This is a genomic window from Cellulomonas sp. GbtcB1, assembly GCF_019091725.1.
In the GTDB taxonomy this organism is placed as follows: domain Bacteria; phylum Actinomycetota; class Actinomycetes; order Actinomycetales; family Cellulomonadaceae; genus Cellulomonas.
In genome coordinates, this window is record NZ_JAGXJG010000032.1 from 17,180 (window position 1) to 39,200 (window position 22,021).

27 protein-coding genes are annotated in these 22,021 nt (G+C 71.4%); 11 read left to right on the forward strand and 16 right to left on the reverse strand.

Going from position 1 to position 22,021, the window contains the following annotated elements; translation table 11 throughout:
- Nucleotides 1-7: 7 nt before the first annotated feature.
- From KVT14_RS12455 to KVT14_RS12475, 5 genes are read right to left on the reverse strand one after another with little or no spacing between them, the layout of a single operon-like run.
- The gene (locus tag KVT14_RS12455) at nucleotides 8-937 is read right to left on the reverse strand and encodes a hypothetical protein (RefSeq protein WP_217615958.1); all 930 of its coding nucleotides are present in this window, start codon (nucleotides 935-937) and stop codon (nucleotides 8-10) included.
- The gene (locus KVT14_RS12460) at nucleotides 930-1,292 is read right to left on the reverse strand and encodes a hypothetical protein (protein ID WP_217615959.1); all 363 of its coding nucleotides are present in this window, start codon (nucleotides 1,290-1,292) and stop codon (nucleotides 930-932) included. Before KVT14_RS12460 ends, KVT14_RS12455 begins: the two co-directional genes overlap by 8 nt.
- Nucleotides 1,276-2,055 carry a hypothetical protein gene (locus KVT14_RS12465; protein WP_217615960.1) on the reverse strand — a complete coding sequence of 260 codons (780 nt, stop codon included), beginning with the start codon at nucleotides 2,053-2,055 and terminating at the stop codon, nucleotides 1,276-1,278. The genes KVT14_RS12460 and KVT14_RS12465 overlap by 17 nt, the downstream gene beginning before the upstream one ends.
- Nucleotides 2,052-2,417, reverse strand: a complete 366-nt coding sequence (locus tag KVT14_RS12470; RefSeq protein ID WP_217615961.1) for a hypothetical protein — start codon at nucleotides 2,415-2,417, stop codon at nucleotides 2,052-2,054. The genes KVT14_RS12465 and KVT14_RS12470 overlap by 4 nt, the downstream gene beginning before the upstream one ends.
- A complete protein-coding gene (locus tag KVT14_RS12475; protein WP_217615962.1) occupies nucleotides 2,414-2,788 on the reverse strand; it encodes a hypothetical protein in 375 nt (124 codons plus the stop codon). Before KVT14_RS12475 ends, KVT14_RS12470 begins: the two co-directional genes overlap by 4 nt.
- Before the next feature lie 277 nt (nucleotides 2,789-3,065).
- Here KVT14_RS12475 and KVT14_RS12480 point away from each other — a divergent pair, with 277 nt between their 5' ends.
- The 5 genes from KVT14_RS12480 (at nucleotide 3,066) to KVT14_RS12500 (ending at nucleotide 4,967) form a co-directional block, all read left to right on the forward strand.
- The gene (locus tag KVT14_RS12480; protein WP_217615963.1) at nucleotides 3,066-3,608 is read left to right on the forward strand and encodes a hypothetical protein; all 543 of its coding nucleotides are present in this window, start codon (nucleotides 3,066-3,068) and stop codon (nucleotides 3,606-3,608) included.
- A gap of 205 nt (nucleotides 3,609-3,813) precedes the next feature.
- Complete coding sequence (locus tag KVT14_RS12485; RefSeq protein WP_217615964.1) at nucleotides 3,814-4,080, forward strand: helix-turn-helix domain-containing protein; 267 nt, start codon at nucleotides 3,814-3,816, stop codon at nucleotides 4,078-4,080.
- 35 nt (nucleotides 4,081-4,115) lie between these two features.
- Nucleotides 4,116-4,508: a hypothetical protein gene (locus tag KVT14_RS12490; protein WP_217615965.1), complete on the forward strand. Its 393-nt coding sequence runs from the start codon at nucleotides 4,116-4,118 to the stop codon at nucleotides 4,506-4,508.
- Nucleotides 4,509-4,527: 19 nt separating this feature from the next.
- Nucleotides 4,528-4,665 (forward strand): hypothetical protein, encoded by a 138-nt coding sequence (locus KVT14_RS12495; RefSeq protein WP_217615966.1) that lies wholly within the window; start codon nucleotides 4,528-4,530, stop codon nucleotides 4,663-4,665.
- A 32-nt stretch (nucleotides 4,666-4,697) separates the two neighbouring features.
- Nucleotides 4,698-4,967 (forward strand): hypothetical protein, encoded by a 270-nt coding sequence (locus KVT14_RS12500; RefSeq protein ID WP_217615967.1) that lies wholly within the window; start codon nucleotides 4,698-4,700, stop codon nucleotides 4,965-4,967.
- Here the strand turns inward: KVT14_RS12500 and KVT14_RS12505 are convergent.
- The gene (locus KVT14_RS12505; protein WP_217615968.1) at nucleotides 4,954-6,516 is read right to left on the reverse strand and encodes an SIR2 family protein; all 1,563 of its coding nucleotides are present in this window, start codon (nucleotides 6,514-6,516) and stop codon (nucleotides 4,954-4,956) included. The two genes, KVT14_RS12500 and KVT14_RS12505, sit on opposite strands and share 14 nt — an antisense overlap.
- A gap of 226 nt (nucleotides 6,517-6,742) precedes the next feature.
- Nucleotides 6,743-8,113, reverse strand: coding sequence for a replicative DNA helicase (gene dnaB / locus KVT14_RS12510; protein ID WP_147795057.1), 1,371 nt, complete (start codon nucleotides 8,111-8,113; stop codon nucleotides 6,743-6,745).
- 342 nt (nucleotides 8,114-8,455) lie between these two features.
- Between dnaB and KVT14_RS12515 the strand changes: the two genes are divergently transcribed.
- A complete protein-coding gene (locus KVT14_RS12515; protein WP_308161053.1) occupies nucleotides 8,456-9,772 on the forward strand; it encodes an MATE family efflux transporter in 1,317 nt (438 codons plus the stop codon).
- A gap of 24 nt (nucleotides 9,773-9,796) precedes the next feature.
- On the opposite strand, the gene KVT14_RS12520 is transcribed toward KVT14_RS12515, so the two are convergent.
- A complete protein-coding gene (locus KVT14_RS12520) occupies nucleotides 9,797-10,162 on the reverse strand; it encodes a metalloregulator ArsR/SmtB family transcription factor (RefSeq protein WP_217615970.1) in 366 nt (121 codons plus the stop codon).
- 100 nt (nucleotides 10,163-10,262) lie between these two features.
- Between KVT14_RS12520 and arsM the strand changes: the two genes are divergently transcribed.
- The gene (arsM, locus tag KVT14_RS12525; protein WP_217615971.1) at nucleotides 10,263-11,048 is read left to right on the forward strand and encodes an arsenite methyltransferase; all 786 of its coding nucleotides are present in this window, start codon (nucleotides 10,263-10,265) and stop codon (nucleotides 11,046-11,048) included.
- Nucleotides 11,045-11,476 (forward strand): arsenate reductase ArsC, encoded by a 432-nt coding sequence (locus KVT14_RS12530; RefSeq protein WP_217615972.1) that lies wholly within the window; start codon nucleotides 11,045-11,047, stop codon nucleotides 11,474-11,476. The genes arsM and KVT14_RS12530 overlap by 4 nt, the downstream gene beginning before the upstream one ends.
- A gap of 199 nt (nucleotides 11,477-11,675) precedes the next feature.
- Here the strand turns inward: KVT14_RS12530 and KVT14_RS12535 are convergent, their stop codons facing one another.
- The 6 genes from KVT14_RS12535 to KVT14_RS12560 form a co-directional block, all read right to left on the reverse strand.
- Entirely contained in the window at nucleotides 11,676-11,948 is a 273-nt protein-coding gene (locus KVT14_RS12535; RefSeq protein WP_217615973.1) for a hypothetical protein, read from the reverse strand.
- A 133-nt stretch (nucleotides 11,949-12,081) separates the two neighbouring features.
- On the reverse strand, nucleotides 12,082-12,531 hold the full coding sequence (rplI, locus tag KVT14_RS12540; RefSeq protein ID WP_147795062.1) for a 50S ribosomal protein L9: 450 nt from the start codon (nucleotides 12,529-12,531) through the stop codon (nucleotides 12,082-12,084).
- 14 nt (nucleotides 12,532-12,545) lie between these two features.
- The gene (rpsR, locus tag KVT14_RS12545) at nucleotides 12,546-12,782 is read right to left on the reverse strand and encodes a 30S ribosomal protein S18 (RefSeq protein WP_013772910.1); all 237 of its coding nucleotides are present in this window, start codon (nucleotides 12,780-12,782) and stop codon (nucleotides 12,546-12,548) included.
- Nucleotides 12,783-12,895: 113 nt separating this feature from the next.
- The gene (locus KVT14_RS12550) at nucleotides 12,896-13,435 is read right to left on the reverse strand and encodes a single-stranded DNA-binding protein (protein WP_147795063.1); all 540 of its coding nucleotides are present in this window, start codon (nucleotides 13,433-13,435) and stop codon (nucleotides 12,896-12,898) included.
- A 66-nt stretch (nucleotides 13,436-13,501) separates the two neighbouring features.
- The gene (gene rpsF / locus KVT14_RS12555; protein ID WP_147795064.1) at nucleotides 13,502-13,795 is read right to left on the reverse strand and encodes a 30S ribosomal protein S6; all 294 of its coding nucleotides are present in this window, start codon (nucleotides 13,793-13,795) and stop codon (nucleotides 13,502-13,504) included.
- Between the two features lie 186 nt (nucleotides 13,796-13,981).
- Nucleotides 13,982-16,396, reverse strand: coding sequence for a transglycosylase domain-containing protein (locus KVT14_RS12560; RefSeq protein ID WP_217615974.1), 2,415 nt, complete (start codon nucleotides 16,394-16,396; stop codon nucleotides 13,982-13,984).
- Between the two features lie 342 nt (nucleotides 16,397-16,738).
- Between KVT14_RS12560 and KVT14_RS12565 the strand changes: the two genes are divergently transcribed.
- Nucleotides 16,739-17,395, forward strand: coding sequence for a PadR family transcriptional regulator (locus KVT14_RS12565; protein WP_217615975.1), 657 nt, complete (start codon nucleotides 16,739-16,741; stop codon nucleotides 17,393-17,395).
- Entirely contained in the window at nucleotides 17,392-18,486 is a 1,095-nt protein-coding gene (locus KVT14_RS12570; protein ID WP_166941576.1) for an inositol-3-phosphate synthase, read from the forward strand. Before KVT14_RS12565 ends, KVT14_RS12570 begins: the two co-directional genes overlap by 4 nt.
- 111 nt (nucleotides 18,487-18,597) lie before the next feature.
- On the opposite strand, the gene KVT14_RS12575 is transcribed toward KVT14_RS12570, so the two are convergent.
- Nucleotides 18,598-19,074 carry a hypothetical protein gene (locus KVT14_RS12575; RefSeq protein ID WP_217615976.1) on the reverse strand — a complete coding sequence of 159 codons (477 nt, stop codon included), beginning with the start codon at nucleotides 19,072-19,074 and terminating at the stop codon, nucleotides 18,598-18,600.
- Nucleotides 19,075-19,135: 61 nt separating this feature from the next.
- Between KVT14_RS12575 and KVT14_RS12580 the strand changes: the two genes are divergently transcribed.
- Nucleotides 19,136-20,431, forward strand: coding sequence for an MFS transporter (locus tag KVT14_RS12580; RefSeq protein ID WP_217615977.1), 1,296 nt, complete (start codon nucleotides 19,136-19,138; stop codon nucleotides 20,429-20,431).
- 11 nt (nucleotides 20,432-20,442) lie between these two features.
- Here KVT14_RS12580 and KVT14_RS12585 read toward each other — a convergent pair whose 3' ends face one another.
- Entirely contained in the window at nucleotides 20,443-21,891 is a 1,449-nt protein-coding gene (locus KVT14_RS12585) for a CCA tRNA nucleotidyltransferase (RefSeq protein WP_254630855.1), read from the reverse strand.
- Nucleotides 21,892-22,021 lie beyond the last annotated feature (130 nt).

Below are 22,021 nucleotides of genomic sequence, written 5' to 3' on the forward strand. Positions count from 1 at the left end.
GCGTTCGTCACTCGCCGGACGTCCAGCGCTCGAAACGATCCCGAGCCTCGCGGATGCCCATGTCGAGAGCCACGGCGATCACCGACCACGAGTCACCCCCGGATCGCGCCGCAGCGACGCTCGCTTCGAGAGCTCGCCGCGCGTCCACGTAGGCCATCCGGGCTTCGCTGATGGCGGACAACCTGGAACCGGAACCCATGGTCGCAGGGTCGATGCTGCGGACGGACTGGTGCATCTCGTCGGACGGCCCCCGGACGCCATCCATCGCGGCGGGCTCCCGCCGAGCTCCGCAGCGAGGGCAGAACTCGTCGCCGGCACGCGTCGGATGCGGACAAGTTCGCCGGCGCAGCTCGCTGCGGATCACCGAGACGACGAACGGCAGCGCTACCTGGTAGTCGGTCGCGCCGTCCGCTGCGACGAGGTCGCTGATCGCCCCCTCGCGCACGACCACACCCGGCTCGTCGACGGACGTCCAGACGTCCAAGCCAGGGTGGTCGTCCGGAGCGATGACGATGCTGTAAGAGTCCCATCGCTCACGCATGTAGAAGGTGCGCCCGTCGACCGTTCCGGTGATCACCCACGGCGCGGCCGGGAGCTCCTCGGTCGCCTCGACGCCTAGGGTCGCCGCGGCCCGCTCCAGCGAGGCTGCTCGCTGCGCCAACTGCCGGCTGTTCTGTTCGTGCATGGCGTCGAGCGCGCGCTCGGCCTCGGCCAGCCGTGCCACTCGTTCGACGGGGCTCAGTTGGCACGGGCAGATGCCGTCCGGATGCACCCGGTGCCCAGGGCGCGGGTGACAGCTGCACTCGCAGCTCGCGGCAGCGTCCGGGTCGGCGCGAACCCCGGACGGGTCGATGTCGAGCAGGCGCCGGCGCAGCCGTGTCCGTTCGGCGCTGCTCGCACGGTGAGCGGCATCCGGGTCGGACTGGGCGTCAGGCATCGCTCGCCGCGGCGGGAAGCGTGTCGACCGCGACGACCGGCGTCGTCCGCCTGAGCGTGAGGTCGGCCTCGGGAGCTAGAGGCTCGAGGTACAGCCACATGTCCTGGCCGGCGACGATGCCGCTCGACATGGTCGTTCCGTTCAGGTGCTGGATGCCCGTCACGTGGAGTGGCTGGTCGTCTCGACGGAGTGTCCCGAGCGGGTACCTGGGGTCGTTCCCAGCCGGGCCAGCGGTGACTCTGGTGGCGGTCACCGCGCCGCCTGGACCGGTCGACTCGATGAGGTGCATCGCGCCGGATGCGGTCGTCACGAGCCACCGCCCCCGCGTGTGCATCGGGTCAACGACGTCGCTCATCGGGGCCACCGTCCTCGCCGAGCTGCACAGTGGGGTGCAGACGCTCCTGCATCGGAGGCCGCAAGTAAGCCAGCACCTCCCAGCCGAAACCTGCAGCGTCGAACCTGCCATTACGCCAGAACGCCCAGGACATCGCGGCGGCGTACAGGTACCGCTCGTGCTGCAGCGTCCACAGGTCCCACCCGACGATCACGGCGATGCGGGTGCCGCCGTCGGTCAGCACGACCGGGAGCCCCGCGGTCACGTCGCCGCGGATCTTCTTGTACTTCGGGATCACGCTAGCCACCGGCACGACACGCTCGGTCTGCTGCCATGCGAAACCGCGCGGCTGCTCAGCGGCGCCGCTCTCGCGCGAGCGACCCTGGAGGTCCGGCTCGTCGAACGCGCCCTCGCCCGAGCCCGAGTCCTCGTCGTTGCTGGTGGCATAGGCCCGCGGGTGCCTCTCGCGGGACTCCCCGTACGAGGCGTCGACCGCGGCCTCAAGGCCGCGCACCAGGACTTCGAGGCCGATCTCCCGGCCGAGGTCGACCTCCCCGACGAGGAACCTCGCGTCTCCGACCAGCGTGACACCGGCGTCCGCGTCAGCGGCCGGTTCGGAGGTCCGGGGCGGCTGCATCAGGCCGACCTCGAACAGTTTGTCGATCTGCGACTGCTCGAACCTGACCGCGGGCTGCCCGCGCTCCTTGAACTCGATCAGGGCGCCTTCGGCGACTTCCACCCGGGTCGGCAACGACCACAACCACGGGCGCTCGATCCCGGTCACAGCGGGTCGTCCTGCGGGAAGGCCGGCAGACCGGCGAGCTCCTCGGCTTCGACGTAGTCGATCGACGTCACCAGACGCTGGAACCAGAACCCGTACTGGTCACCGTCGGGGTCGAAGTCGTAGGTGTACTTGTGACGGTCTCCGACGCGGATGACGCCGGCGTCCCTCGCGAACACCGCCTCAACCCGAATCAAGGGCGCCCACCGGTCGTCGGCGAACCCGGGTGCCGAGCCGGGCCCGACCTTGCGCAGAAGCAGGTCGGAGTCCGCGTCGACGTAGTAGACCGTCTCCGACGTCGAGCGGATCGCCCACACTCCACTCTCGTCCGCAAGCACGAGCTCGCCGACGCTCGGGGCGGTCACGACAGACTCTGCGGCTGCACGACAGGGAGGTGAACGTCCCATGGTTCGGGCGTGGGGTCGCCCTGGACGGCAGCACGGACCTCCACGTCTGGTGTCCGACCGGACTGGTACTCGAGCATGGTGCGGACGGCACTCTCGTAGCCGTGTCGCCAGCCTCGGCGGAACTCGAGCCGGGACCGCAGCGCGTAGGTGCCGCAGACCACGACGACGGCGTAGAGCGCGAGCGTAAGACCGATCGGCTGACCGTCGAGCAGCGTCCACGTCGCGGCGGTGAAGCACAGGGCGCAGATGAGGTACGTGTCGGCCCACCAGAGCATCGCTCGCGCCGCACCGGGGCGGCCCGCGCTCTGACGGTTGTCGGTGGTGCCCATGTGTTCGCCTTCCCTTGCTGGACCGGCGGTCCTCACCGGCGAGGGGTGACGCGGTCGGCCTGATGGGACGGCCGACCCTGACATGTGAGTGTCATACCCCGGGTGGTTATAGTCAACATTCTGTGCAGTCACGGGCGTCCACGGTGACCCGGACGGGGCGGCCCGCTGACGGGCCGGCCTCCTCGAGAGGGGCCACGGCGCTCTTGTCCGGCGAAGCGGACCTCGGGCCGGCCGCGCAGCGGAGGCCGTGTCGGACCTGTCCGGCACACTCCGGCCCATGACTCTGATGGACGTGGCTTCGGAATCGGTGGCAGCACTGGTCGGAGCCGCGATCGCAACGATCGCGGCGATCGCGGCGCACCGCTCTAAAGACCGAGCTGCGGGGCGACGCTCGGCCGCCGACGCGATCTGCCCTCGCCTGCAGGACCTGCTCCAGCTGGTTCGAAAGTGGGACCGTGACGCCGCCGTCGTCCGGTGGTTCGAGGCCACCGAAGGGGCGCTCAATGCCATCGAGGCCGAGAGCCACCGCCTCCCCGAGGGCTGGGGCCATCTGCGTCGAAGCATCCGTGCTGCCATCGGCGAGGCGACAGGCACGTTCGCGTTCGCCGACCGAGGCGCGCACGACCTGACTGCCGAGCTACCAGAGCGGTGCCCGACATGGGCGGACAACGCGGAGGAGTACCTGACGTACGCACTCAAGAGCGTGCGTACGTGGCGCGACCTGGCGCCGTCGTCTAGGCGTTCGCCCGAGTTGGTGGACTTCGACACGTGGCTGCATCGTCGTGCGCAGACGCCGGGAGTCCTGAGTCTGATCGCGTAGGCGGCACGCGCCAGCCTCGTAGGCCGCCCGCGTGTTTCGCCGGACCAGGCAAGACTGGATCGCACTCCACGTCTGGAGCGGGCTCACCTTCTGGCTGTCTATACATCGTGACAGACTGCCGGTTGTGGACTATAACCAGTGGGGTTATGACCCGGGGTCTGTGGGACCGTGGACCCTGAACCAGCACCGACCTAGCGTTCCCGCCGTGCCACGTTCTCCAGTTACCCCCGAGCAGCTGGCACTCGGCACGCAGGTACGCACAGCCCGCAAGAACGCCGGCATCGCGCAAGAGCGGTTGGCGATGATCGCCGGCCTGGACCGAGCGTACGTAGGTGAGATCGAGCGCGGTCGCGCGAACCCGTCACTGAAGACGATGTGGAAGCTGGCGCGGGCCATCGGCGTGCACCCTCGGCAGTTCCTCGCGGATGACCCGGAGGACTACGCGGCGCGGGCGTCGGAGTTCACGGACTAGCTCGCGGGAAGGTCGGAGCCTGCCAGGATGCCCGCATGGGCACGACCTACGCCGACGCGGTCGGCGACCTCGATGCCGCCATCGACAGGCTGCGCCTGGCGCGGTGGGCCGACGAGGCCGAGCAACGACGCGCACTGAACGAGGCGATGGGGTGCGTGTACCGGCTGCGCAATCGGGTGCAGCTCCTCGTGGCCGACCTTGACCGCTACTACTCGATGGCCGATCAGCACGTGCCGGCGCGGATCGTCGAGGCGATCGTGTTGGTGCGCGGCGCCGGTGAGCACGACTTCCTGCGAGACGTGGAGCCCCCGTGCTCGGTTCGCGTACCTGGGTCCGTGCACGTTCCCGAGCAGGAACTTGTTTGCAGACGACCGGAACTTGTACTGGCGCGCCCGCTCGGACCTGGCCTACGACCTGACCGCTCGTGACCGGCGGCACGGGCCCCGGTTGGCGCAGTTCTACGACGATCATCTGGCCGGATACCTGGTGCTGGACACACTGGACGCCGCGCGGTCGTTCTTCGCGAGCGGCACGCCTGATGGTGGCGGTTCGCTCGAGGGGAGGTGGCGACTGCTGCCCGAGTGAGGAGACCTGCCGGTTCGTCACTACTCGAACATATGTTCGATACCAACTTCGTGGTGGACCGGATCCCGATGCGCGACATGGCACGACAGGCGCCATCTCAAGCCACCGTCGGCCTCCACGTCACCCGACCCAGCCACCCGCTCGCCGTCCAGGCATGGATCATCGACGCCAAGGGTCGGGACGTGCAGATCACCGGCGCCGCGATCGCCTGGACCGCCCGTACCGTCCACATCCGCTACACCGACCACTACGGCCGCGAAGGCACCGTCTGGGTGTGGGCCTCAGCGGTCACACGGTCGTGACGGCCGGCGCCTCCGTACCGCTACTCGAGACCCGACGGCCGTGGTGCAGCCAGTCGTACACCACACACATGATCGCGTATCCCGATGCCCACCTGGGGTACTGCCGGCGCTTGCGCTCCTGCATAAGGAGGGTCCGGATGCCGTCGACGTCAGTAGTCAAAGTGGGAAGGTCGGCGGCGTGGTCGAACAGCCAGTCGACGCTGCGCTTCTTGACCAAGTCCTCGATCGTCGAATCGGAGGAGGCCGCCTTGAAGAACCGGTCACGCACCCGCGCGACTCTCTTCACCACCTTGTCGGGCACCTCGGCGGTGTCGACGAGATCGCCGTCATCGGTGAGAACACCAAGCTCCCGCAGGTACTTAAAGCAGGGGACGTACCAGTTCACGGGCCACTTCGCGATGACAGCGGTCAGCATGTTCTCCGGGGGCACGCCACGGTCGGGAGTCCCGAGCACGTCGTCGATGACGTCCCACCGAGACAGTCCCACAAGACCGATGGCCGTCATCTTGGCGCCAACTCCGAAGACGATGTCGAGGTCCGCGGCGCCCGCGCTCTCGATGTCGGAGACGGCCACGAGGCGACCGTCGGGATCGTTGGCCTTCACGAGCTCATAGACCTGGTCCTTCAGGTTGCGGAGGACCCGGGCGGGCAGCGCCCGCTCCCGCTCCGCGAGCACGGTGAACAGCTCTGCGAAGTCGGAGACGACGATCTCGAAGCCTTCAATCTCGCCCGAGGTGAGGCTCAGGCTCCGAGTCCTGACCTCGGGCGTGGCGTTCTCCTGCCAGTTCACGAAGATCAGGCGGTCTCGCAACTTATCCACGTTCTTGCCGCGCAGGGCCGTGACCAGCGCGTCGAGGATCCCACGAACGTTCGAGTCGCTCATCGAGTATCCGAGGAAGATCACCGGGTGCTCGACGAAGATCGTCGTCAGCTTCGCCGCGAGGTACGCGTTCCGCTCACGGAAGTCCTGGTAGTCGTCGGCCGTCAGGACGAGCGACTCCGGGTCGGTGGCCGCCCCGTGGATCATGTAGATCTCGGCGATGCCGTGGGTGTCGGAAAACAGGAGCTCGTCCTGCCCGATGAACGGCGTGTACCCGGGGAAGACCTCACCGAGGAGGCCGTCATAGTTCGTCGTGATGATGCCATCGGCCTCGACGTGCGAGAACAGCTCGAACTCATCGGCGAGCGCTGCCGACGTACTCCTCGTCCTGACCTTCTCAGTGATGAACTTCGCGATCTCGATCTTCAGGGGCGTGGCGGTGTCGACCACGATCGACCCGTACTGGTCGCGTGACTCCTGGTAGCGATCGTCGGACCACCACAAGTCGTAGAAGTCAGCCGCGATCAGCGCCGCCGTGAGTGCCAGATCGCTGCCGGCCCGACCGCGGTAGTACTCGAACTGGTTCGGCGTCTGACGCGCGAACACACGCAGCAGGCCCTCCCAGTCGGGCAGTCCCGCGTACCGCCTCGAGACACCCGAACCCACGAACAGGTACGGGCCAGCCATGGCCTTGAGGTGCGGACCTAGGAAGTTCGCGACGACACCCATAGGCACAACCTAGTGGGCCTGCGGGGACCGCCTGGGTACCACCCTGGCGTCACGGTCTGGGCGCGACCTCGCCTAACACGACTGAGGAGTGCACTGGCGGCTACGACCCGATCAGCCGCCGCGTGCGTCCTTCGGATTCCCAAGATGCTCTCCGAACCGGTGAGCCTTCCCACCGATTCCTACAAGTGGTGCCAGTTCGCGAACTCGACGAGCCGCGGCATGCTGCTCAGGCCTGCATGTCCACGAACCGCGAGTAGTGCCCCTGGAACGCCACGGTGATGACGTCGGTCGGGCCGTTACGGTGCTTGGCCACGATCAGGTCGGCCTCGCCCGCGCGCGGCGACTCCCGCTCGTACGCGTCCTCGCGGTGCAGCAGGATGACCATGTCGGCGTCCTGCTCGATGGAGCCGGACTCACGCAGGTCGGACATCGCGGGCTTCTTGTCGGTTCGCTGCTCGGGACCACGGTTCAGCTGCGACAGCGCGATGACCGGGACCTCGAGCTCCTTGGCGAGCAGCTTGAGCGCACGCGAGAACTCCGAGACCTCCTGCTGGCGCGACTCGACGCGCTTGCCGGACGACATCAGCTGCAGGTAGTCGATGATCACGAGCTTGAGGTCGTGCTTCTGCTTGAGCCGACGGCACTTCGCCCGGATCTCCATGAGCGACATGTTGGGCGAGTCGTCGATGAACAGCGGCGCCTCGGTGAGCTTGCCCTGGATCTGGGCCAGCTTCTGCCAGTCGTCGTCGCCCATCGAGCCGTTGCGCATCTTCTGCAGGGGCACGCGGCCCTCGGCGGACAGCAGACGCATGGTGATCTCGGAGCGGCTCATCTCGAGCGAGAACACGACGGACGCCTGCTGGTGCTTGATCGACGCGGCGCGCGCGAAGTCCAGCGCGAGCGTCGACTTGCCGATGGCGGGGCGGGCCGCGATGACGATCATCTGGCCCGGGTGCAGGCCGTTGGTCAGGCGGTCGAGGTCGGCGAAGCCGGTCGGCACGCCCACCATGCCCTCGCCGCGGTGCCCGGCGGACTCGATCTCGTCCAGGGTGCCGGCGACGACCTCGCCGAGGCGGTGGTAGTCCTCGGTGGTGCGGCGGTCGCTGACCGCGTAGACCTCGGCCTGGGCGTTGTTGACGATCTCCTCGACGTCGCCGCCGTCGGTCGCGTAGCCGAGCTGGACGATGCGGGTGCCGGCCTCGACGAGGCGGCGCAGCACGGCGCGCTCCCGGACGATGCGGGCGTAGTAGCCGGCGTTGGCCGCGGTCGGCACCATCGAGATGAGGGTGTGCAGGTACGGCACGCCGCCCACGCGGCCGATCTCGCCGCGCTTGGTCAGCTCGTCCGCGACGGTGACGGCGTCGGCGGGCTCGCCGCGGCCGTACAGGTCGAGGACGGCGTCGTAGATCGCCTCGTGCGCCGGGCGGTAGAAGTCGCTGCCCCGGATCTCCTCGACGACGTCCGCGATGGCGTCCTTCGAGATCATCATGCCGCCGAGCACGCTCTGCTCCGCGTCGAGGTCCTGCGGGGGGGTCCGGTCGAACGCCGCGCGGCCCTGGCCCGCGGGGGCCCCGTACTCGAGCTCCTCGATCGTCACGCTGCTGCCCGCCCCACCTTCGCTCGTCCCCCGGCGACTGCCGTCGAACACCCGTTCTAGCACCGCCCTCCGACACGTCGGCGGAGGGCGGGCGACCGTGTCCGGTGCGCGCGCCGACGCGAGGTTAGGACCCCGGGGGACGGTCCGTCGAGCGAGACGTCCACAGGGGGTGGGGACAGGGTTGTGGAAGGCTGTGGACACGCACCGTGAGATGTCCACAGGTCGTGGACACAGGTGTGGATGAAGCCGGGCACGCCTGTGATCAGGGCGTTCTCACCGGCGCAAACACCGTGAACCCATGTGGACGGGAAGAAGTTGGCCGCCATTTCACGCCTCGGACAGGTGCCGTCCACCGTCGACCGCCAGATCCTCGGCCTCGCCGTGCCCGCGCTGGGCGCTCTGGTGGCCGAGCCGCTGTTCGTGCTGGTCGACTCGGCCATCGTCGGGCGCCTGGGGACGACCGAGCTCGCGGGGCTGTCGCTCGCCTCCACGCTCCTGGTGACCGTCGTCGGCCTGTGCGTGTTCCTCGCGTACGCGACCACGGCGGTCGTCGCCCGGCGGCTCGGCGCGGGCGACCGCACCGGCGCGCTGCAGGTCGGCGTCGACGGGCTCTGGCTCGCGGCCGGCCTGGGCGTGGTCCTGGCGGCGGTCGCGATGCTGGTGGCCCCCTGGGCGGTCGGGGCGCTCGGCGCGACCGGGGACGTCGCGCACCAGGCCGTGCTGTACCTCCGCGCGTCCGCCCCGGGACTGCCGGGGATGCTCGTCGTGCTCGCCGCCACCGGGGCGCTGCGCGGCCTCCAGGACACCAGGACACCTCTGGTCGTGGCCGGGGTCGGCGCGGCGGTCAACGCGGTGCTCAACGTCGTGCTCGTCTACGGCCTGCACCTCGGCATCGCCGGCTCGGGCGCGGGCACCGCCGCCACGCAGGTCGCGATGGGCGTCGCGCTGGTCGTGGTCGTCGTCCGGGGCGCGCGGGCGGCCGGGTCCTCGCTGCGGCCGGCGCCCGGCGGCATCCTCGCGGGGGTCCGCACCGGCACCCCGCTGCTGCTGCGGACCCTGTCGCTGCGGGCGGCGATCCTGCTGACCGTGTGGGTGGCCACGGGCCTCGGCCCCGTGGCGTTGGCGGGGCACCAGGTCGTCAACGCGATCTGGGGCTTCGTCGCGTTCGCCCTCGACGCGCTCGCGATCGCCGCGCAGGCGCTCATCGGGCACGCGCTCGGCGCCGGCGACACCGGCCTGGTGCGCGCGCTGCTGCGCCGGACGCTGGCCTGGGGCGTCGGCGCGGGCGTGGTGCTCGGCGTGCTGACCGGCGGGCTCGGCTGGTGGCTGTCGGCGCTGTTCACCTCGGACCCGGACGTCCGCCACGCGGTCACCCTGAGCCTCGCGGTCGCCGCGGTGCTGATGCCCATGGCCGGGTGGGTGTTCGTGCTCGACGGCGTCCTCATCGGGGCAGGGGACGGCCGGTTCCTCGCCGCGGCCGGGATGGTGACGCTCGCCGTCTACTTGCCGTTCGCGCTGGCGGTGCGGGCGTGGGCGCCGGACGGCTGGGCCGGGCTGGCGTGGCTCTGGGCGGCGTTCGCGGGCGTGTTCATGCTCGCGCGGGCCGTGACGACCGGGCTGCGTGCGCGGCGGGACACGTGGATGGTCACCGGGGCCTGAGGAGCCCGGGTGGTGCGCTCCGGGTCAGCGTCCCGGGACCGCCGCCGCGAGGGCGCCCGTGACCTCGTCCAGCGCGCCCGGGCGGAGCGCGTAGTAGGCCCAGACCCCGCGCTTGTCCCGGGTCACCAGGCCCGCGTCCACGAGCTGCTTCAGGTGGTGCGAGACGGTCGGCTGGGAGAGCCCGACGGGCTCGGTGAGATCGCACACGCACGCCTCTCCCCCGTCGTGCGCGGCGATCATCGACAGGAGCCGGAGCCGGGTGGGGTCGGCGAGTGCCTTCAGCCGGCGCGCGAGGTCGTGCGCCCCGACGTCGTCGAGCGCGGGTGCGCCGCCCGCGGTGCAGCAGCCGTCGGAGGCGAGCGGCAGGAGGGCGGGCGTCGCGGTGGCCATCGCCCCATCGTGCCGCAGACATCGACGACTGTCGATGGTTGACAGCGGACGCGGCGCGCGTCACGATCGCATCGACAACCTTCGATTCGAGGAGACGACGATGGGCGATGTGCGCGACGAGGTCCGCCGCCGGTACGCGGAGGCCGCCACGTCGGTGACCCGCGCGGCGACCGCGGCTCCCGCCCAGGACTGCTGCGGCGGAACCTGCGGCGCCGACGCCGAGACGACCCGGTTCGGCGCCTCCCTCTACGACGCGACGGCGCTGGCGGGCATCCCGGTCGAGGCGCAGCTCGCCTCGCTCGGCTGCGGCAACCCCGTGGCGGTCGCCGACCTCCGCCCCGGCGAGCGCGTGCTCGACCTCGGGTCCGGCGGCGGGATCGACGTGCTGCTGTCCGCCCGACGCGTCGGCCCGACCGGGTTCGCCCACGGGGTGGACATGACGGACGAGATGCTCGAGCTCGCCCGGGACAACGCCGCACGCGCCGGCGCGACCAACGTGGCGTTCCACCGCGGCACCATCGAGGACCTGCCGCTCCCGGACGCCTCGGTCGACGTCGTGATCTCGAACTGCGTCGTCAACCTCTCGCCCGACAAGCCGCGGGTGCTGGCCGAGGCGTTCCGCGTGCTCGCACCGGGTGGCCGACTCGGCATCTCCGACGTCGTGGCGGAGGACCGGCTCACGCCCGAGCAGCGAGCCAAGCGGGGCTCGTACGTCGGCTGCATCGCGGGCGCACTCTCCCAGAGCGAGTACGTCGCGCTCCTGGCGGCGTCCGGGTTCGTGGAGGCCGACGTGACCCTGACCCACGCCGTCGCCGACGGCATGCACGGCGCCCTCGTGCGCGCCACCAAGCCGGCCGCCGCGCCGACGACCGAGGAGAACCGATGACCGACCACCGCCCCAGCGTCCTGTTCGTGTGCGTGCACAACGCGGGCCGCTCGCAGATGGCCGCGGGCCTGCTCACGTCGCTGTCCGGCGGCGCGGTCGAGGTGCGCTCCGCCGGGTCCGCGCCCGCGGACCGGGTCAACCCGGTGGCCGTCGAGGCGATGGCCGAGCTCGGGATCGACCTGACGACCGAGCAGCCCAAGGTCCTCACCCCCGAGGCCGTGCAGGCGTCCGACGTCGTGGTGACGATGGGCTGCGGCGACGCGTGCCCGTACTACCCCGGGACGCGGTACGAGGACTGGGTGCTCGAGGACCCGGCCGGCCGGGACCTGGCGATGGTGCGCGGCGTGCGGGACGAGATCCGCGGGCGCGTCGAGGCGCTCCTGGCGTCGCTGGGCGTCCCGCAGGCAGGGCCGCTCGCCCGGGCCTGACCCGGGGGGCGGTCCCTCAGCGCCGCCGCCGCACGCCGCCCCGCGCCCGAGCCCGAGCCGCGGCGCCCCGAGCCGCGGCTCGCTGATTTCGGTGCATGCAGCCGAGTTCGGTGGTTCCAGCCACCGAACTCGGCGACGACCACCGAACCGGGCTCCGCCAGCGTCGCGCGCGTCGTGGGCGTCGCCGGCGTCGTCGGCGTCAGCCGACCGGCGGGCGGTCCGCGTCGCTCGCGCCCTGGCCCTCACCGCTCTCGGCGTCGCCCTCAGACCGCCCCTGCAGCGCCAGGATCAGGAACACGAACCCGACGGGCAGGAACGCGATCGCCCCGTACCGCAGGCTGTCGTTGAACAGCCCGGAGAACCCGAGCACCAGGAACACGAGCCCGATGGGCAGGTAGGCGACCCGGGCCTGCGCGTCGTCGGACGCGGGCTCCGGCTGCGGCGGGCTCGAGGGCTCGGGCTGATCGGCCATGCCTCGACGGTAGGCGGCGCGCACCCCGGGTCGCCTCCGCCGCGGGACGGAGATCCTCCTGCGACCCCGGGAACGACCGCGCCCCCGCCCCGGGGACCGGGGACAGGGGCGCGGTACGCGCTGGCGCGTGGCGTCAGGCCGCGACGACCTTGACGGTCAGCTTCGCGGAGACCTCCGGGTGCAGGCGGACCTGCACCGCGTACTCGCCGGTCGCCTTGATCGGCTGCGCGACCTCGATCTTGCGACGGTCGATCGACGGGCCGCCGGCGGCCTTGACCGCGTCGGCGATCTCGGCGGTCGTGACCGCGCCGAAGAGGCGGCCGGCGTCGCCGGACTTCGCCGCCACGGTGACCGGGTTGCCCTGCAGCGAGTCGCGCACGGCGCGCGCCTCGTCGAGGGTCGCGATCTCGCGGGTCTTGCGAGCACGGCGGATCGCCGTGATCTCCTTCTCCGCGCCCTTGCTCCACGCGGTCGCGAGACCACGCGGGACGAGGTAGTTGCGGGCGTACCCGTCCTTGACGTCGACGACGTCGCCGGGAGCGCCGAGGCCCGTGACCTCGTGGGTCAGGATGAGCTTGGCCATCTTGTTGCTCCTTCTCAGCGAGCCGACGACGAGTACGGCAGGAGCGCCATCTCGCGGGCGTTCTTCACGGCCCGCGCGATCGCGCGCTGCTCCTGGACGGACACGCCGGTCACGCGGCGGGCGCGGATCTTCCCGCGGTCGGAGATGAACTTCCGCAGCAGGGCGGTGTCCTTGTAGTCGACCGACTCGATCTTCGCCGCCTTGAGCGGGTTCTGCTTCTTCTTGGGCTTCCGGACAACGGCCTTGGCCATCGTGGTGCTCCTTGTTCTACGTACGGAGCCCGGGGCGTTGCCATGCCCCGGGATGGGATGTTCGTGATGGCGCGCGCGGCGCCGGTGCCGACCTGGCGGTCAGCGGTGCTCGATCAGAACGGGGGCTCGTCGGAGTAGCCACCCGCGCCGCCGCCGCCCGCGGGCGTGGCCCACGGGTCGTCCTGCTGCGCGGACTGGCCGCCGCCGTTGAACCCGCCACCGCCGCCGCCACCGCCGTTGAAGCCGCCGCCACCGCCGCCGCCGAACCCGCCGCCGCCACCGCCGGACCGCTGGGTCCGGGTGACCTTGGCCGAGGCGTAGCGGAGCGAGGGGCCGACCTCGTCGACCTGCAGCTCGTAGACGGTGCGCTTCTCGCCCTCGCGGGTCTCGTAGGACCGCTGGACGAGCCGGCCGCTGACGATCACGCGGGTGCCCTTGGTGAGCGACTCGGCGACGTTCTCCGCCGCCTCCCGCCAGATCGAGCAGCGGAGGAACAGCGTGTCGCCGTCCTTCCACTCGTTGCTCTGGCGGTCGAACGTGCGCGGCGTGGACGCCACGGTGAAGTTCGCGACCGCGGCGCCGGACGGCGTGAACCGCAGCTCCGGGTCGGCGGTCAGGTTCCCGATCACCGTGATGGTGGTGTCACCAGCCATGCCAGCTCCTCGTTCTCGTCGTTGCTCGAAGGGGTGTCCCGCACGGTACGCGCGCGGTCTGACGCGTCAGGACTCCTTGCGGAGGACCTTCGTGCGCAGGACGACCTCGTTCAGGCCCAGCTGACGGTCCAGCTCCTTGGCGGTGTCCGACGTCGAGGAGAAGTCGACGACGGCGTAGATGCCCTCGGACTTCTTCTTGATGTCGTACGCCAGGCGGCGACGGCCCCAGATGTCCACGTTGTCGACGGAGCCGCCATCGGTCTTGACGACCGACAGGTACTTGTCGAGCGACGGGGCGACGGTGCGCTCGTCGATGCTGGGGTCGAGGATGATCATGATCTCGTACTGACGCAGGCTCATACCCACCTCCTCTGGTCTCGGCGGCCACGGTCGTTCCGTGGCAGGAGGGTGTCGTTGCGTCGCTGCCCCCGGCCCGTCCGTCGATGGCGACGGTCGAGCGGGCACAGCAGCACACCAGTCTACCCGGTCGCACGACCCCTCGGGGCCGCCCGTCCGGGTGGACGGCGTGGGTCTTCGCGGTCCGGCTCAGCCGTTGGGGTTCGGGTTCACGGCGTTGCCCCCGGCCTGGCCGTTGTTCCCGCCCTGGCCGTTGTTGCCGGCCTGCTCGGTCGGCTGCTCGGTCGGCTGGGGCGCCGGCTGGGGTCCCTTGGACACCCGGAGGGTGACGGTCGACCCCGGGGCCACCTGCGACCCCTCCCCCGGGCTCACGCCCAGGACGGTGCCGGCCGCGGCCGCGTTGAACTCCTCCGCGACCGACGGGACGAGTCCGGCGTTCTGGAGCGCGGCCTGCGCGTCGCCGGACAGCTGCCCGGTGAGGCCTGACGGCACCGCGACGGTGGTCGGCTGCTCCGGCTCGGGCGCCTGGGTCTCGACGGGCGCGGACGTGGTCGGCTCGGAGGTCGGCACGGCGGCGCGGTTGACGTTCGCGCGCTCGGGGAAGTCGACCACCGCGGCGTACTTCTCGATCTGGAAGACCTTGCCCATGTAGTCGGCCCACACCGCCGCCGGCCAGGTGGCGCCGGTGATGCCGCGGTCGTTGATCGTCAGCGAGCGGCCGGACGCGTCCTCTCCCCAGGGCGTGATCGTCACGGGGTCGCTGCCGTTGTCGCCGACCTGGCTGAGGGACACCGCGGTGGCGAGCTGGGGGGTGAAGCCGACGAACCAGGCGGACTTGTTGTCGTTCGACGTGCCGGTCTTGCCCGCGATGGGCCGGTCGAGCGGGTTCACGTAGGCCCGGCCCGAGCCCTTCTCGACCACCTGCGTCATCGCGTACGTGGTGTCCGCCATGACGTCGGCCTCGAACTTCTGCACCGGCTGGGTCTGCCCGGTGTACGCCACGTCGCCGTCCGGGTACGTCGCCTCGGCCACCATGTACGGCTTGTGGTAGACGCCCTGCGCGGCGATGGTCGCGTAGGCGGTGGCCATGTCGAGCGTGGTCACCGCGTCGGTCCCCAGCACGTTCGACGGCTCGCTGTTGACGGGCGACTTCACACCGGCCCGCTGGGCGACGTCGGCGGTCTTCTCCGGTCCGACCTCGAGGTTCAGCTGGGCGTACACGGTGTTCACCGACTGCTCGGTCGCCTTGACCAGGTCGATCGTCCCGAAGTCCTCGAACCCGAAGTTGTTGACCTTCCAGGTCCCGAACTCCTGCGGGGAGTACCCGGGGTAGGACTTCGTGAGCGGGATGCCGTTCTCGAGCGCGGCGATGAGGGTGAACGGCTTGAAGGTCGACCCGGCCTGCTGGTTGCCCTTGGTCGCCCGGTTGACCTGGTCGGCCAGGAAGTCGCGGCCGCCGTACATCGACACGATGCCGCCGGTCGCGGGGTCGACGGACACGACCCCGACCTTGAGGTTGGGCGACGGGACCTCGCCGTTGGCGTGCTCGTACATGTTGTCGCTCGGGTCGAGCAGCCTGATGACCGAGTCCACGGCGTCCTGCTGGACCTGGGGCTCGATCGTCGTGACGATCTTCAGGCCGCGGCGCTCGAGCATGTCCTCGGTGATGGTGCCGGTGGCGACCAGCTCCTGCTGGACGTAGGTGAGCAGGTAGCCGTTGGTCCCGCCGAGCCGGTCGCTGCGCGAGTAGGCGACGGTGGGCGGGAACGTCTGGGCGTCGCGGTCGGCCTGGGTCAGGTAGCCGTCGCGCACCATGCCGTCGAGGACGCCGTTCCACCGCTGCTCCGCCTTGTCCTGGCTGACCGCGGGGTCCCAGTTGCCGGGCGACGGGATGATGCCGGACAGCAGCGCGGCCTCGGACACCGAGAGCTCGGCGGCGGGCTTGCCGAAGTAGGCCTGGGCGGCAGCCTCGATGCCGTACGCGCCGCGGCCGAAGTAGATGGTGTTGAGGTACCGGCCGAGGATCTGCTCCTTGGTCTCGGTCTGCGCGATCTTGATCGCGAGCAGGGCCTCCTTGGCCTTGCCGACGTAGCTCGTCGTCGTCTCGCCGACGTAGTAGCGCTCGACGTACTGCTGCGTCAGGGTCGACCCGCCCTGCGTCGCACCGCCGCGGACGTTGTTGAGGAGGGCGCGGGCCATGCCGGTCAGCGAGACGCCGGAGTTCTCGAAGAACGTGCGGTCCTCGGACGACACGACGGCCTCGCCGACGTGCGCGGGGAGCGACTCGTAGTCCACGAGCGTCCGGTTCGGGCCGTCGTACGACCCGATCTCGGTGGTCCCGTCGGCGAAGTAGACGGTGGACGCCTGCTCCTCCGCGAAGTCGTCCGGCGCCGGCACGTCGGTGAGCGCGTAGGCCGCGACCCCGAGCCCGAGGCACAGGAAGACGAAGCCGATGACGGACCCGACGACGAACCGCCACGAGGGCAGCCAGCGGTGCAGACCGCGGTAGCCCCGCCGGGGGTAGTCGATGATCCGCCGCCGTCCGCCGGACGCGGCGGTCCCGCGCGCGGCGGTCGTCGCGGACCGTCGGTTCGAGCCTGCCACGGCACTGCCTTCCTGTGGACTGCTGGGGGGAGGGCCGGCGGCAGGGAGCCGTCCGGGCCCGGATCAGTATGCGCGAGCGGTCGCCTGCCGCCCGCGGGCGGACGACCCCTCCCGGCGACCTGCACACGATCGCCACGAGGCCCCCCGCCCGGCTTCCCGGCCCGATGAGCATCCTGGCAGCCGCGCGCCCGCCGGGCACGTGACCTGCGCGCCGAACCGCCGTGCACCGCCCCGCCACGCCGGACGAGCCCGAGGTGTTGCCCGGATCACCCGCTTCGTCCTACCCTCCCCGATGTATCAGTTCGATACATCGGTGCGCGGACAGCGGGAAAGGAGGCCACGGTGCGCGGACGTTCCGACGTGCTCGAGTCGGCCATCCTCGGGCTGCTGCACGACTCCCCGATGCACGGGTACGAGCTGCGCAAGCGGCTCAACCTCCTGCTCGGCTCGTTCCGCGCGCTGTCCTACGGGTCGCTGTACCCGGCGCTCAAGTCGCTGGTGGCGCGCGGCCTCATCGCGGGCTCCGACCCGCAGCAGGCCCCGGCCCACGGGTTGGCCGGCAAGCGGGCCCGGATCGTCTACCAGCTCACGGCCGAGGGCAAGGAGCAGTTCCAGCACGTGCTGGCCTCCTCCGGCCCCGCCGCGTGGGAGGACGAGAACTTCGGGTTCCGGTTCGCGTTCTTCGGGCAGACCGACGCCGAGACCCGGCTGCGGATCCTCGAGGGCCGGCGCACCCGGATGACGGAGCGCCTGGAGCTGATCAAGGACTCCGTGTCCCGCACCCGCGTCCGCATGGACGAGTACACCCTCGAGCTGCAGCGCCACGGGCTCGAGCAGGTCGAGCGCGAGGTCCGCTGGCTCGACGACCTCATCGACCACGAGCGCAGCAACCGCGGCGCCCGTCCCCGCGGCGTCGGCCGGCCGGCCGACGCCCGCACGAACGCTGTCGAGGATGACTCCATCGTCGCGGCACCAACCCCTCAGAAGGAGCGAGGATGACCGCCATCCGCGTTGCGATCGCGGGCGTGGGCAACTGCGCCTCGTCGCTTGTCCAGGGCGTGCACTACTACGCCGACGCCGACCCGAGCACCAAGGTGCCCGGCCTCATGCACGTGCAGTTCGGCGACTACCACGTCTCCGACCTGGAGTTCGTGCTGGCGTTCGACGTCGACGCCAAGAAGGTCGGCTTCGACCTGTCCGAGGCGATCGTCGCGTCGGAGAACAACACCATCAAGATCGCCGACGTCCCGCCGCTCGGCGTGACCGTCCAGCGCGGCCCGACCCTCGACGGCGTCGGCAAGTACTACGCGCAGACGATCGAGGAGTCCGACGCGGAGCCGGTCGACGTCGTCCAGGCGCTCAAGGACGCGAAGGTGGACGTCCTCGTCTCCTACCTCCCGGTGGGCTCCGAAGAGGCCGACAAGTTCTACGCGCAGGCCTGCATCGACGCGGGCGTGGCGTTCGTCAACGCGCTGCCGGTGTTCATCGCCTCCGACCCGGAGTGGGCGGCGAAGTTCGAGGCGGCCGGCGTGCCGATCGTCGGCGACGACATCAAGTCCCAGGTCGGCGCGACCATCACGCACCGCGTGCTGGCCCGTCTGTTCGAGGACCGCGGCGTCATCCTGGACCGCACGTACCAGCTGAACGTCGGCGGCAACATGGACTTCAAGAACATGCTCGAGCGCGAGCGCCTGGAGTCCAAGAAGATCTCGAAGACGCAGGCCGTGACCTCGAACCTCGAGGACGGCCCGCTGGCCGGCAAGAAGGACGACCGCAACGTCCACATCGGCCCGTCGGACTACGTCGCCTGGCTCGACGACCGCAAGTGGGCGTACGTCCGCCTCGAGGGTCGCGCGTTCGGCGAGGTGCCGCTGAACCTCGAGTACAAGCTCGAGGTCTGGGACTCCCCGAACTCGGCCGGCATCATCATCGACGCCGTCCGCGCCGCGAAGATCGCCAAGGACCGCGGCATCGGCGGCCCGATCCTGTCGGCGTCGACCTACTTCATGAAGTCCCCGCCGGTCCAGCACGAGGACCAGCACGGCCGGGAGCTCGTGGAGAAGTTCATCCGCGGCGAGATCGAGCGCTGATCCGCCCGTAGCGGAACGCGGGATCGGCGCGACCAGAAGTACGGCGCGCTGCTTCCAGGGCGACCACGACGAAGGGCCCGGCACCCCACGGTGCCGGGCCCTTCGGGTGCCTCAGCCCCCCGCGATCTCCGCGCGGAGCTGGTCGAGCAGCGTCGCCAGCCCGTCCGCGAGCGCCTCCGCCTGCGCCCGGGTCGCTGTGGCCGACACCGTCCACACGCGGTCGGGGCCGCCGTCTACCACGGGCACGGCCGCGAACTCCTGCACCTGCGTCATCGGCACCGCGCCGCCGTCGACCGTGGTGGTGAAGTGCACCTCCTGGGCGACCGCGGACTCGCCCTGCTGCTCGCGACGCACGACCACCACCTCCTGCTCGGTGGCCTCGATCGCCCGCACCGCCTCCGCACCGAGCGCGACGACCAGCCCGGGGTCGTCCGAGCGTTGCACGCCGACCGTGACGTTGGCCGTGAACCCCGCGTCGGGGGTCTCGTGCGCGGCGGCGAACGCGATGCCGGGCGTGCCGAGCGTCTCCGGCGGGATCAGGTGCCAGCCCTCGGGCAGCGGGGCGGCGTCCTGGGGGTCGGTGGTCATGCGTCTCCTCGGGTCCGGGGCTCCGTCGAGTCTAGGTCGGGCGCCCGGATAGCCTGACCCGGTGCAGGTGGTCTCCGATCTGAAGCAGCTCTGGCCCCTGGTGGACTTCCGGCGGCTGCTCACGGTCCGCCTGGTCAGCCAGTGCTCCGACGGCCTGTTCCAGGCGGGGCTGGCGACGCTGTTCTTCTTCTCGCCCGAGAACGCCACCACCGCGACCGGCGTCGCGGCGGCGTTCGCGGTCCTGCTGCTGCCGTTCACCGTCGTCGGCCCCTGGGCGGGCGTGCTGCTCGACCGCTGGCGCCGTCGCCAGGTGCTGCTGGTGGGCAACCTGGTGCGCACCGGTCTCACGCTGCTGACGGCGCTGGTGATGGCGACGGCCGGCGTCGGGCCCGCGGTGTACGTCCTGGCGCTCGTCACGCTCTCGGTCAACCGGTTCCTGCTGTCGGCGCTGTCGGCGTCCCAGCCGCGGGTCGTCGCGGGGCCGCTGCTGCTCACCGCCAACTCGATCACCCCGACCCTGGGCACGGTGTCGTCGGGCGTCGGCTGGGGCATCGGGTTCCTGCTCGGGCTCGTCCTGCCGTCGGGCACCACCCGCGACGTGGCGTCGCTGGTCGCGGCCGCCGTGCTGATGACGACGGCCTCGCTCGTGGCGACCCGGCTCGGCAAGGACCTGCTGGGGCCGGACGCCCGGGCCGACGCGTCCGAGGTCCGCCGCGCGCTCGGCACGCTCGCCCGCGGTCTCGTCGGCGGCGCCCGCTACCTGGTCCGCCGCGGCACGCCGGCGCGGGCGCTCGGCGTCATGGCGGTGCACCGGTTCCTCTACGGCGCGGTGTTCATCGCGAGCCTGCTCATCTCGCGCAACCTGCTGTCCGACCCCGCCGACGCCCGCGCCGGGCTGGTCACCTTCAGCACGGTGGCCGCGGTGACCGGGGTCGGCTTCGCGCTGGCGATCGTCGCGACGCCGATCGTGTCGCCGCTCGTCGGGCCGCAGGGCTGGATCTCGATCTGCCTGGTCCTGGCGGCCGCGACGCAGGTGCTGCTCGCGATCACGGTGGCCTACCCCGCGGTGCTGGCCGGCTCGTTCGTGCTCGGCCTCGCGGCGCAGGGCGCCAAGATCGCGGTCGACACCATCGTGCAGCGGGACACCGCCGACGAGTTCCGGGGCCGGGCGTTCGCGCTCTACGACGTCCTCTACAACGCCGCGTTCGTCGGCGCGGCGGCGCTGGCCGCGGTCGCGCTGCCGGACACCGGCTGGTCGCGCGGGGTGTTCGCGCTGATCGCGGTCGCCTACCTCGCGGCGGCCGTGGTCTACCGCACCCGCGCCACCGAGCCCGCCGAGGTCCCGGTCACCGCCTGACCCCCGCCCGGTCAGGCCTGGCGGGCCGCCCACCACGACTCGAGCTCGGCGCGGGCGCGCTCCTCCCCCAGCGGGCCGTGCTCCATGCGCAGCTCGAGCAGGTGCTTGTACGCCTCGCCGACCTCGCGGCCGGGCCCGATGCCGAGCACCGCCATGATCTGGGTGCCGTCGAGGTCCGGGCGGATCGCGGCGAGCTCCTCCTCCTCGGCCAGCCGGGCGATCCGCTCCTCGAGGTCGTCGTAGGCCTCGGAGAGCCGGCGCGCCTTGCGGACGTTCCGCGTGGTGCAGTCGGACCGGGTCAGCCGGTGCAGCCGCTCCAGCAGCGGTCCGGCGTCGGTGACGTAGCGCCGGACAGCCGAGTCGGTCCAGGCGCCCTCGCCGTACCCGTGGAACCGCAGGTGCAGCTCGGTGAGGCGCGCGACGGCCTGCACCGTCGCCTTGTCGAAGTGCAGCGCGCGGAGGCGCTTCGCGACGAGCTTGGCGCCGACGACCTCGTGGTGGTGGAACGAGACGCCGCCGCCGGACTCGAACCGGCGGGTCGCGGGCTTGCCGATGTCGTGCAGCAGCGCGGCGAGGCGCAGCACGAGGTCCGGGCCGGGCACCGGGCCGTCGGGACCGGTCTCCAGCGCGATCGCCTTGTCGAGCACGGTGAGCGAGTGCTCGTAGACGTCCTTGTGCCGGTGGTGCTCGTCGATCTCGAGCCGCAGGGCCGGCAGCTCCGGGAGCACGTGCTCCGCGAGGCCGGTGTCGACGAGGACGCGCAGGCCGGGTCGCGGCTGGCGGGACATCAGCAGCTTGACCAGCTCGTCACGGACCCGCTCCGCGGACACGATCGCGAGCCGGTCCGCCATGTCCGTCGCGGCCGCGAGCGTCGCCGGTTCCACGTGGAACCCGAGCTGCGCGGCGAACCGTGCGGCCCGCAGCATGCGCAGCGGGTCGTCGTCGAAGGACTGCCGGGGGTCGACAGGGGTGCGCAGCACGCCGCGCGCCAGGTCGCGCAGACCGTCGAACGGGTCGACGAAGGTGAGCTCCGGCAGCCGGATCGCCATGGAGTTCACGGTGAAGTCGCGGCGGGACAGGTCGCCGTCGAGCGAGTCCCCGAACGCGACCTCCGGCTTCCGCGAGGACGGGTCGTACGCGTCGGTGCGGTAGGTGGTCACCTCGACGACCACGTCCTCCGCGCCGCGGCGCCCGTGCCGCCGCGCGCCGATGGTGCCGAACGCCCGCCCGATGTCCCAGTGCGCGTCGCCCCACGCCGCGAGGATCCGCTCCGTCTCGTCGGGGGTGGCGGAGGTCGTGAAGTCGAGGTCGGCGCTCGGCCGGCCGAGGAACGCGTCCCGCACCGGGCCGCCCACCAGGGCGAGCTCGTGCCCCGCCGCCTGGAAGAGGTCGCCGAGCTCCAGCGCCGCCGGCGCGAGACCCGCGATCACGCCGAGCGCGCGCTTCTGCAGCGCGAGCAGCGCGTCGGCGTCGACGGCGGAGCCCGCGCCCGCCGGGGCGGCACCGGTCCCCGCGGCCGGGGTGGGGTCGGGCGCGGTGCGGGGGGTCAGGTCGTCGGACGGCACGACGCCCAAGCCTGCCAGATCCGGG